The organism is Isoptericola haloaureus, from assembly GCF_036689775.1.
Classification (GTDB): Bacteria; Actinomycetota; Actinomycetes; order Actinomycetales; family Cellulomonadaceae; genus Isoptericola; species Isoptericola haloaureus.
The window spans coordinates 157,434-167,442 of sequence record NZ_JBAGLP010000110.1 but is presented as its reverse complement, the minus strand read 5'-3'; the positions used below and the strand labels follow the sequence as shown (position 1 = coordinate 167,442).

9 protein-coding genes and 1 tRNA gene are annotated in these 10,009 nt (G+C 73.5%); 4 read left to right on the top strand and 6 right to left on the bottom strand.

Annotated elements, in window-relative coordinates:
- Positions 1-90 precede the first annotated feature (90 nt).
- From pth to V5O49_RS04635, 5 genes are all read right to left on the bottom strand, one after another.
- Positions 91-699, bottom strand: coding sequence for an aminoacyl-tRNA hydrolase (gene pth, locus V5O49_RS04655; RefSeq protein ID WP_332901207.1), 609 nt, complete (start codon positions 697-699; stop codon positions 91-93).
- A 127-nt stretch (positions 700-826) separates the two neighbouring features.
- Positions 827-1,441 carry a 50S ribosomal protein L25/general stress protein Ctc gene (locus V5O49_RS04650; RefSeq protein WP_332901206.1) on the bottom strand — a complete coding sequence of 205 codons (615 nt, stop codon included), beginning with the start codon at positions 1,439-1,441 and terminating at the stop codon, positions 827-829.
- 345 nt (positions 1,442-1,786) lie between these two features.
- Complete coding sequence (locus tag V5O49_RS04645; RefSeq protein WP_278235268.1) at positions 1,787-2,770, bottom strand: ribose-phosphate diphosphokinase; 984 nt, start codon at positions 2,768-2,770, stop codon at positions 1,787-1,789.
- A gap of 35 nt (positions 2,771-2,805) precedes the next feature.
- Positions 2,806-4,398, bottom strand: a complete 1,593-nt coding sequence (glmU, locus tag V5O49_RS04640) for a bifunctional UDP-N-acetylglucosamine diphosphorylase/glucosamine-1-phosphate N-acetyltransferase GlmU (RefSeq protein WP_405001142.1) — start codon at positions 4,396-4,398, stop codon at positions 2,806-2,808.
- A 151-nt stretch (positions 4,399-4,549) separates the two neighbouring features.
- Positions 4,550-4,621 (bottom strand) — tRNA-Gln (locus V5O49_RS04635).
- A gap of 285 nt (positions 4,622-4,906) precedes the next feature.
- Here V5O49_RS04635 and V5O49_RS04630 point away from each other — a divergent pair.
- From V5O49_RS04630 to V5O49_RS04615, 4 genes are all read left to right on the top strand, one after another.
- Entirely contained in the window at positions 4,907-5,503 is a 597-nt protein-coding gene (locus tag V5O49_RS04630) for a TetR/AcrR family transcriptional regulator (protein ID WP_278237538.1), read from the top strand.
- Between the two features lie 173 nt (positions 5,504-5,676).
- Positions 5,677-7,200 carry a M6 family metalloprotease domain-containing protein gene (locus V5O49_RS04625; protein WP_332901205.1) on the top strand — a complete coding sequence of 508 codons (1,524 nt, stop codon included), beginning with the start codon at positions 5,677-5,679 and terminating at the stop codon, positions 7,198-7,200.
- Between the two features lie 56 nt (positions 7,201-7,256).
- Complete coding sequence (locus tag V5O49_RS04620) at positions 7,257-7,760, top strand: MarR family winged helix-turn-helix transcriptional regulator (RefSeq protein WP_332901204.1); 504 nt, start codon at positions 7,257-7,259, stop codon at positions 7,758-7,760.
- The gene (locus V5O49_RS04615; protein ID WP_332901203.1) at positions 7,753-9,030 is read left to right on the top strand and encodes an MFS transporter; all 1,278 of its coding nucleotides are present in this window, start codon (positions 7,753-7,755) and stop codon (positions 9,028-9,030) included. Before V5O49_RS04620 ends, V5O49_RS04615 begins: the two co-directional genes overlap by 8 nt.
- Here the strand turns inward: V5O49_RS04615 and V5O49_RS04610 are convergent, their stop codons facing one another.
- Entirely contained in the window at positions 9,031-9,927 is an 897-nt protein-coding gene (locus V5O49_RS04610; protein ID WP_332901202.1) for a LysR family transcriptional regulator, read from the bottom strand. It abuts the gene before it with no gap.
- Between the last annotated feature and the right edge of the window lie 82 nt (positions 9,928-10,009).

Sequence of the window (10,009 nt, the reverse complement as noted above, 5' to 3'; positions counted from 1 at the left end):
CACAGCAGCACTGCGTCCTGTCCAGAGTAGGCGCACCGGTTCCGCACGAACGGTCGAAACCGGGCACTCCAGCGGGTGAAAGCCGCCGCCTCAGAGCGGGCTGCGTTGGTGGAACTTCCCCTGCGCGGCCAGCAGACCCTCGGTCGCGACCATCTCGACGGCGTCGGCGGCGTCCTCGAGCACCATCGGCAGGCCCTTGCGCTCGCTGCCCGAGAAGTCCTTGAGCACGTAGTCCGCCGTGTCCATCCGCCCCGGCGGACGCCCGACCCCGACGCGCACCCGCGTGTAGTCGCGGGTCCCGAGTGCCTTGGAGATGTCCCGCAGCCCGTTGTGGCCGCCCTCGCCGCCGCCGGTCTTCAGCTTGAGGGAGTCGAACGGGACGTCCACCTCGTCGTGCACGACGAGCACGCGTTCGGGGTCGATCCCGTAGTACTGCGCCAGCGCCGACGTCGGCCCCCCGGAGGTGTTCATGTACGTCGTGGGCTTGGCGAGCACCACGCGCGGGCCGGGGGCTCCCCCGGGCAGCACGCCGAGACGGGTCTCGGCGACGGCCGCCTGGGCGCGTGCGTGCTTCGCGAAGCGGCTGCCGGTCCGCTCCGCGAGCAGGTCGAGCACCATGTGCCCGACGTTGTGGCGGTTGCCGGCGTAGCGCGGTCCGGGGTTGCCGAGACCCACCACCAGCCACGGGGTGTCAGACATGCGTTCCGTCCTTTCGCCAGGTGCAACCTACCGGGCACGCAGAACGCCCGACGACGGCACGTGGCCGCCGCCGGGCGCATCTGCGTGTGAGGCTTCCCGCGGGAGACAGCTCCCGCAGGAGCCGGGATCACTCGGCGGAGGACTCGCCCTCGGCCGCCTCGGCGGAACCGGCGGCCTCCTCGTCGGCCTCCTCGGCGGACTCCTCGCCGCGCGGCTCGGTGATCGTGACGACCGCGTGCTCCTCGTCGGTCAGCAGCGTGACGCCCGCGGGCATCTCGATGTCGCCGGCGTGGATGTTGTCGCCCGACTCACGGCCCTCGATGGACACGTGGATGTACTCGGGGATCTGGGTGGCGTCGGCCTCGACCGACAGCGTCTGGGACTCGACGAAGTGGATCGTGCCGGGAGCGGACTCGCCCTCGACCTGGACCCAGACGTCGACGGCGATCTTCTCGCCCTTCTTCACGAGCAGCAGGTCGATGTGCTCGATGTCCCAGCGCACCGGGTGGCGCTGGATGTCCTTGACCACGGCGAGCTCGGTGCCGTTGTCGAAGGTGAGCTCGATCAGGGCGTTGGTGTGGCGCACCGCCAGCATGGTGGCGTGGCCCGGCAGCGTGATGTGGACCGGGTCGGTGCCGTGGCCGTACAGGACGGCGGGGATGTTGTTCGCGCGGCGGATGCGGCGGGCGGCGCCCTTGCCGAACTCGGTACGGACCTCGGAGGCGAGCTTGATCTCGGCCATGGGGATCACTCCTGGGAAGGCTGTGCGTGCCGACGGACGGACAGAACCGTCGGCTGCCCGCGACCGAAGCCGGCACGGGCGGGCGGCTGCGTCGGCGTGGGGCACGTGACGGACACGACCGCGGACGCCGCACGGGCGGGCATCAGCACCGCTCCGGCAGCCGCCCAGTCGATCACGGAGGTCCGACGCAGTCCTGCGTCGTGCAGCACGACCCGATCGGATCCGCTGCCCGTCAGACGTCCCTCGCCGAGGCAACCGGTCTACTGTACCCGGTCCGGCCGCCCCGGCGAAACCCTCGGTGCCGTGCCCTGACTCACCGCCCGGCGTCGCGACGCACCGCGTCGATCAGGGGTTGCCGTCGAACAGCGACGTCACCGAGCCGTCGTCGAACACCTCGCGGATCGCCCGGGCGACCAGCGGCGCGATGGACAGCACGGTCAGCCCGTCGAAGCGCTTCTCGGCGGGGATCGGGAGCGTGTCGGTCACCACGACCTCGACGGCGCCGGACTCCGAGAGCCGCTGGGCGGCGGGGTCCGAGAGCACGCCGTGCGTCGCGGCCACGATCACGGACTTCGCGCCCGCCTGCATGCAGACCTTGGCCGCCTCGGAGATCGTGCCGCCGGTGTCGATCAGGTCGTCGACGAGCACGCAGTCGCGCCCCTCGACGTCGCCCACGACCCGGTTGGCCACGGCCTGGTTGGGCCGCGTGACGTCACGCGTCTTGTGCACGAACGCCAGCGGGCCGCCGCCGAGCTTGGCCGCCCACTGCTCGGCCACGCGGATGCGCCCGGCGTCCGGGGAGACCACGGTCACGTTGGAGGTGTCCACCCGCGTGCGCACGTAGTCGGTCAGCACCGGCATCGCCCACAGGTGGTCGACCGGCCCGTCGAAGAAGCCCTGGATCTGGGCGGTGTGCAGGTCCACGCTCATGATCCGGTCGGCACCGGCGGTGTGCAGCATGTCCGCGACGAGACGGGCCGAGATCGGCTCGCGGCCGCGGGACTTCTTGTCCTGGCGCGCGTAGGCGTAGAACGGCGCCACCACCGTGATCGTGCGGGCCGAGGCGCGCTTGGCGGCGTCGACCATGAGCAGGTGCTCCATGAGCCACTGGTTGACCGGCGCCGTGTGGCTCTGCAGCAGGAAGATGTCCGCCCCGCGGACCGACTCGCCGAAGCGGACGTACGTCTCGCTGTTGGCGAAGTCGTAGGCCGAGGTCGGCAGCAGGCTGATGCCCAGTTCCTCGGCGACGTCCTCGGCGAGGGCAGGGTGAGCACGACCGGCCGCGAGGACGAGGGTGCGCTCTCCGGTACCGGGGATGGAGGTGTTCATCAGTGGGAGGTTCCTTCGCTGGGTGCGGCTCGGTCTCAGGCGGACTCGGAGGACTCCGGGTCGGCGGCGTCGCCGGTGCGCGACACCTTCGGGATCGCTCCTGTGAGGGCATTGTGCTCGGCCAGCTCGCGCTTCGCCTGCGGGCCGAGGCCGCCGGCGCCCTCGTCGCCCTCGTCGCGGGAGCGGGCGGCGGCCTCCGCGGCGGGCGTGCCGGCGCGACGCCGCTCCACCCAGCCGTCGATGTTCTTCTGCTGCGGGCGGCTCACGCCGAGCGCGCCGGCGGGGACGTCCCGCGTGACGACGCTGCCGGCGGCCGTGTAGGCGCCGTCGCCGATCGTCACGGGGGCGACGAACATGTTGTCCGCACCGGTGCGCGCGTGGGAGCCGATCACCGTGCGGTGCTTGTGGACGCCGTCGTAGTTGACGGTCACCGAGGCCGCGCCGATGTTGCTCTCGGCGCCGATGGTGGCGTCGCCGACGTACGACAGGTGCGGGATCTTCGAGCCCTCGCCGATCTCGGTGTTCTTCGTCTCGACGAACGTGCCGATCTTCCCGCGAGCGCCGAGCACGGTGTTCGGCCGCAGGTAGGCGAAGGGGCCGACGGTCGCGTCCGCGCCGATCACCGCCAGGGAGCCGTGCGTGCGCACCACGCTCGCCCGCTCGCCCACCTCGACGTCGGTCAGCGTGGTGTCCGGGCCGACCGTCGCGCCCTCGGCGACGGTGGTCGCGCCGTGCAGCTGCGTGCCGGGCAGCAGGGTGACGTCGCGGGCGAGCTCGACGTCGACGTCCACCCAGGTGGTGGCGGGGTCGACGACGGTCACGCCCTCGCGCATCCAGCGCTCCAGGGTGCGACGGTTCAGCTCGGCGCCGAGCGTCGCCAGGGCCTGCCGGTCGTTGACGCCCTCGACGAGCATCGGGTCGTCGGAGAGCACGGCGCGCACCGCACCGCCGTCGGCCCGTGCCGAGGCGATCACGTCGGTGAGGTACACCTCGCCCTGCGCGTTGTCGCTGCCGAGCCCGCCGAGGCCGCGGCGCAGCACGGCGGCGTCGAACACGTAGACCGAGGAGTTGATCTCGCGGATCTCGCGCTGCTCGGCCGTGGCGTCCTTGTGCTCGACGATGGCGGTGACGTCGCCGGTGCCGGGTTCGCGCAGGATCCGGCCGTAGCCGGTGGCGTCGGCGAGCTCGGTGGTCAGCACGGTCACGGCGTTGCCGTCCGCGTGGTGGGCGGCGAGCAGCTCGGCCAGCGTGGCGCCGTCGAGCAGCGGGATGTCGCCGGCCAGCACCACGACGGCACCGTCGAGCCCGTCGCCCAGCGGGTGCGCGCCGTCGGTGTCGTGGACCTCGTCGGCGCTGTGCACCAGGTCGGCGGCACGGGTGGCGTGCGTGCGCACGTCCAGCGCGTCGAGCGCGCACTGCACGGCCCGCCCCGTCCCGGGGATCTCGTCCTGGTCGACGACGAGCGCGGCCTCGTCCAGCTCGCGCGCCGCGGCGGCGACCTGCTCGCGCTCGTGCCGCACCACGACGGCGACGTGCTCCGGCGCCAGCTCGCGGGCGGCGGTCATGGCGTGGCCCAGCATGGTGCGTCCGCCGATGCCGTGCAGGACCTTGGGGACCGCGGACTTCATCCGGGTGCCCTGGCCGGCAGCCAGGACCACGACCGCGGCCGGTCGCGGGTCGGCGTGCACTGCGGACGTCGAGCCGTCCGCCGCCTGCTGGTCGCCCTGGGGGGCCGTGGAAACCACCGCTGCTCCGTCTCTGTCGGGGGTCTGGCGCAAGCTCCGCCCCCAGGATTCGAACCTGGACCAAGGGCACCAAAAACCCTTGTGCTGCCGATTACACCAAGGCGGATCGTGCGCGACGCGTGCCGGACCACGCCCGGCTCCGCCGTCGGGCCGACGACGACCGGGGTCGGGCGTCGCACATCCAGACCTCAGTCTGCCAGGTCGCCACGGGTGGCTCGCACACATCCCGCGCCGCCGCATGCTCCGCGGACGTGGGGCGCACCACACCCGCCGCGGCCGGTCCGGAGCGACCGCCGCCCGTGGACGTCCGCGCCGTCGGCGACCGGTACCGGGCAGAATGGACGTCATGGCTGCTGAACCCCGGGAGACGAAGCGTGCTCCGCGTGCGCGGATGACCGCGAGCCAACGCCGGGAGCAGCTGGTGGCGGTCAGTCGCGGGCTGTTCGCCGCCAAGGGCTTCGAGGGCACGAGCGTCGAGGAGATCGCCAGCACGGCCGAGGTGTCCAAGCCGGTGGTCTACGAGCACTTCGGCGGCAAGGAGGGCATCTACGCCGTCATCGTCGACCGCGAGGTGCAGGCGCTGACCGGCGCCCTCACCGGGGCCCTCGCCGAGGGCGGCCACCCCAAGGTGATGGTCGAGCGCACGGCGCTGGCGCTGCTGGGGTACATCGAGTCCTCCGAGGACGGCTTCCGCATCCTGGTCCGCGACTCCCCCGTCGCGCAGGCCACGGGCACGTTCTCGTCCTTGATCGGCGACGTCGCCTCCCAGGTCGAGCACATCCTGGCCGAGGAGTTCCGCAGCAACGGGCTGGACCCCAAGGTGGCCCCGCTGTACGCGCAGATGCTGGTCGGGATGGTGGCGCTGACCGGGCAGTACTGGCTCGACGCCCGCCGCCCGAAGAAGTCCGACGTCGCCGCGCACCTGGTCAACCTGGCCTGGAACGGGCTGTCCGGCATGGAGCGCAAGCCCGGGCTCATCGGGCGCTGAGCAGCGGACTCAGTACACTCGCACCCGACCGACCGCGGCGCCGCCGCGACCGTCCGCACCGGAGCGGACCGTCGCGGGACCGACGGCGCGCAGCAGGACACGACCAGGACGCCGTCGCACCCCTCAGGGCCGAGCGGACGCGGACGACGCCCCCGGCGAAGGGACGACGCTGCATGATCCGACGACGCACGACGACCGGTCTCGGCGCGCTGCTCGCAGCCGCCACGATCCTCACGGCTTTGCCGGCGGCCTCCGGGGCGCCGACGGACGGCACGGACCACGAGGCCGCCGGTGTCGACGCCTGTCGGCCGGCAGCGGCCGTCGACGGGCTGGGGGCCGGGTTCCCCGTGGACGACCAGGCGATCCCGGCGACGGGCACCGTGCACGCCACGACGGTCTTCGTCGACTTCTCGGACGCACCCGCCGGTGCGGACACCCTGGGCGCGGCCGGGGACAACCTGCGCTCCGGCGTGGACTACCTCGAGGACATCTCCGGCGGCCGGCTCGCGCTGCAGGTGGCGGCGTCGGACTCGTGGGTGCGGATGCCGGAGCCCTCGACCGCGTACCCGTTCGAGCGGGGCCTGACCTACGCCGAGCACGTGCGGTACATCGAGGACGCGGTCGCGGCCGCCGACCCGTCCGTCGACTTCTCGGACACCGACGTCGTCTGGGTCGTGGCGACCGCGGAGGCCGAGGCCATCAGCTACTCGCCCACCACGAACTTCCTCGACGTCACGGTCGACGGCAACCGCCTCACGCACGCCGTCACCATCGGTGCCGACCAGTGGTCCTGGGGCGGTCTCGTCCTGGCGCACGAGTCCGGTCACACCTTCGGACTGCCGGACCTCTACCTGACCGAGGCCCCCGCGGACGACCCGGGGAACCACCACGCGGCCGTGGGCGGCTGGGACCTCATGGGTCTGATCTCCGGGCACGCACCGGAGCTGTTCACGTGGAGCCGCTGGCAGCTCGGCTGGATCGACGACGAACAGGTCGTCTGCGCCGACGGCACGACGCCGTCGTCGGCGGAGCTCGTCCCGGTCCCGGCCACCGCGTCGGCGGACGCGTCGCAGGACGCGATGCTCGTGCTGCCGGTCGGTGCGACGACGGCCGTCGTGGTGGAGAACCGGCAGCGGACCGGCTACGACGACGGCGCGCTCGCGACCGGGGCGCTCGTCTACACGGTCGACACCTCGGTGCGCAGCGGCGACGGGCCGCTCCGCGTCGTCGACGCGACGCCGGGGTCCGCGGCCGGGCTCGACGACGCGCCGTTCGGCCCGGGCGACCGCTGGACGGAACCCACGACGGGCGCGACGCTGACCTTCGCGACCGCGGAGGACCAGGGGTCCGCCGACGGGGCGCCGGTCCTGACCGTGACCGTCGAGCCGGACACCTCCGCGACGCCCCCGCTCGATCTGGACACCGTCGTCCAGCCACGGTGCCTGGGGGGCCGCGGGTTCCTGGCCGTGCGGGTGCAGAACGGCACGGACGTCCCCGTGTCCGTCACGGTGGACACGCCGTACGGGACCCGGACGGTCGAGGACGTCGCACCCGACCGGTACGTCCACCGGACGTTCGGTACGCGGTCCCCGGCGGTGCCCGCCGGTACGGTGTCGGTGACGGGGCACGCCGTGGTCGGCGGCGAGGACGTGACCTCGACCGAGGACGTCCCGTTCGAGGCGTTCACCTGCGACTGACCGCCCCGCCCGCGTCAAGATTCTTGACATCGAGAGACCAGCGTTAGTCTCGGGGCATGGAGAGCACGCACCCCGGTGACGAGGTCGACCGCATCGTCGCCGCCTGGCAGCGCGAGCGCCCCGACCTCGACGTCGAACCCCTGACCGTCTTCTCACGCATCAGTCGGCTGGCCCGTCACCTCGACCGGGCACGGCGCGGCGCGTTCGCCCGGCACGACCTCGAGACCTGGGAGTTCGACGTGCTGTCCGCGCTGCGGCGCGCCGGCGAGCCGTACCGGCTGTCGCCGGGCCGTCTGGTCGCCCAGACCCTGGTCACCAGCGGCACCATGACCAACCGGATCGACCGGCTCGCCGAGCGCGGCCTCGTCGAGCGGCACCGCTCCCCCGAGGACCGTCGGGGCGTGCTCGTGCGGCTGACCGGCGCCGGACGCTCGCGCGTGGACGCGGCCATGAGCGACCTGCTCGACGTCGAGACCCAGGTCCTCGACGCCCTGCCGGCGGAGGAACGCCCCCGGCTCGCCGCCCTGCTGCGCACCCTCGGCGCCCAGTTCGATGAGTAGCCCCGCCGGCGGCACGGGCGACGGCGGCACGGGCGACGGCGGCACGGGCGACGGCGGCACGGACCGGGCGACAGCGTTCGCCGCGGGCGCCGGCGGGCTCGTCCTGGCCGCGCTGCTGCTCGTGGCGCTCAACCTGCGCGCACCGTTGACCGCACTGGCCCCGGTGATCGACCAGGTCGCGGCCGGCCTGGGGATGTCCTCGGCCGGCGTCGCGCTCCTGACGTCGATCCCGGTGCTGACGTTCGCGGTGTGCACCCCGGCGTCCGCGGTGCTGGTGGGCCGCTGGGGCCCGGAACGTGCGCTCGTCGTCGGGCTGCTGGCGATCCTGGTCGGCACCCTGCTGCGCTCGAGCGGCTCCGTCGGGGCGGCCCTGGTCGGCACCGCCGTCCTGGGCATCGGCATCACGCTCGGCAACGTCTCCGTGCCGGTGATCATCACCCGGGACTTCCGGCGCCGTGCGGCCGGCGTGACCGGTGCGTACACCGCCACCATGAACGCCGGGTCCACCCTGACGACGGTGTTCACCGTCCCGCTGGCCGTCGCGTTCGGCTGGCAGTGGGCGCTGGCCGGATGGGGCGTGCTCGCGGCGGTCGCCCTGGTCGCCTGGGTCCCGGCCGGCCGGTCGCTGTCGCGCCGCCACGACGGGGTGCCGACGTCGGACACCCGTGCGCAGGAGCGTCAGCGGGCGACGGCGCAGCGCGGGCTCGCCGTGCTGCTCGCGATCGCCTTCGCCGGGCACACCGCCGGGTACTACGCGATGTCGACGTGGCTGCCGACGATCCTCGCCGACCGGCTCGGCTTCGACGCCGCCACCGCGGGCAGCGGAGCTGCCCCGTTCCAGCTCGCCGCCGTCGTCGGGGCGTTCCTGGTGCCGCTCGGCCTGGCCGGGCGCCTGTCCGAGCGGACCGTGGCGACCGTCCAGTGCGTCCTCTGGCTCACCCTGCCGGTGGCGCTGCTGCTCGTCCCGCAGCTGTGGTGGGTCGGGGTCTGCCTGGCCGGCGCGGCCCAGGGCGGCATCTTCGCGGTGATCTTCACGCTCGTGGCCCGGCGGTCGCCGTCGGTGGCCACGGCCCGCCGCACCTCCGCAGTCGTCCAGACCGGCGGCTACGCGTGCGGCGCGACCGCCCCCATCGCGCTCGGGGCCGTGTACGAGGCGACCGGAGGGTGGACGGCGCCGCTCGCCCTGCTCACCGCGCTGCTGGTGGCGATGACCGTGGCGCTGTGGATGGCTGCGGGACCGCCGCGCGTCGCCACCGCACCGAGCCGGTAGTCACGCCGCCCGCGCGACGGCGAGGTTCGCCTCACCGAGCAGCTCCAGCAGCCGGAGCGCGGCCGGCTCGGCCGTGGGCGCCGAGACCGCCGAGACCACCCATTCCGGGGCCCCGCCGTCCGGCAGGTCGAGGACGGCGAGACCTGCGGCCTGCGGCTTCGCGGCCACGTGCTGGGGCACGACGGCGACCCCGAGGCCGCGCTGGACGAAGTCGAGCAGGGTGTGGACGTCGTCGACGCTCATGCGGACGCGACGCTCGAGGTGCCGGTCGGCGAAGGCGGCGTCGACGAGCTGTCGGATGGCCCACGGCTCGCGGAAGTCGACGAAGTCCCGCACGGCGAGGTCCTCCCACGACACCTGCGCCGCGCGGGCCAGGTCGTCGGTGGGGTGCACGAGACCGACGACGGGACGGCGGCCGAGCTCGAGGCGGCGCAGGGGGCCGAGGTGCTGGGTCGTGGCGAGGAACGCCACGTCGAGGTCGCCGGCACGCACCTGGGTGGCGAGCTCGCGCGAACCCGCCTGCGTGAACTGCACGTCCACCAGCGGGTAGCGCAGCCGGAACCGCTCCAGGAGCGGCCCGACGTCGAGAACACCGAGGCACTGCTCGGACCCGATCCGCAGCCGGCCCGAGAGCTGGTGGCTGGCGCGCACGACGGCGTCGCGGCCGGCCGACGCCTGGGCGAGCATCTGCCGGGCGAACGGCAGCAGGGCCCGGCCGGCGTCGGTGAGGGCGACCTGGCGGGTCGTGCGGTCGAACAGGGACGCGCCGAGCTCCTTCTCGAGGTTCCGGATCGCGGCGGACAGCCCGGACTGGCTCACCCCGCACAGCGCGGCGGCGCGCGTGAAGTGGCCCTCCTCGGCCACCGCCACCAGGTACTCCATCTGCCGCAGCTCCATTGATCACTCCTGGTTCTGAACGGTATGAGTTCAAGTCGTTGGACTCATCATCGCTCACTTCCTATCGTCGTCATCACAGTCG

Coding starts and splice junctions, on each gene's coding strand:
- V5O49_RS04615 (WP_332901203.1), top strand. CDS start 7,753: ATGAGTAGCCCCGCCGGCGGCACGGGCGACGGCGGCACGGGCGACGGC.
- glmU (WP_405001142.1), bottom strand. CDS start 4,398: ATGAAGTCCGCGGTCCCCAAGGTCCTGCACGGCATCGGCGGACGCACC.
- V5O49_RS04625 (WP_332901205.1), top strand. CDS start 5,677: ATGATCCGACGACGCACGACGACCGGTCTCGGCGCGCTGCTCGCAGCC.
- V5O49_RS04630 (WP_278237538.1), top strand. CDS start 4,907: ATGACCGCGAGCCAACGCCGGGAGCAGCTGGTGGCGGTCAGTCGCGGG.
- V5O49_RS04650 (WP_332901206.1), bottom strand. CDS start 1,441: ATGGCCGAGATCAAGCTCGCCTCCGAGGTCCGTACCGAGTTCGGCAAG.
- V5O49_RS04620 (WP_332901204.1), top strand. CDS start 7,257: ATGGAGAGCACGCACCCCGGTGACGAGGTCGACCGCATCGTCGCCGCC.
- V5O49_RS04645 (WP_278235268.1), bottom strand. CDS start 2,770: ATGAACACCTCCATCCCCGGTACCGGAGAGCGCACCCTCGTCCTCGCG.
- pth (WP_332901207.1), bottom strand. CDS start 699: ATGTCTGACACCCCGTGGCTGGTGGTGGGTCTCGGCAACCCCGGACCG.
- V5O49_RS04610 (WP_332901202.1), bottom strand. CDS start 9,927: ATGGAGCTGCGGCAGATGGAGTACCTGGTGGCGGTGGCCGAGGAGGGC.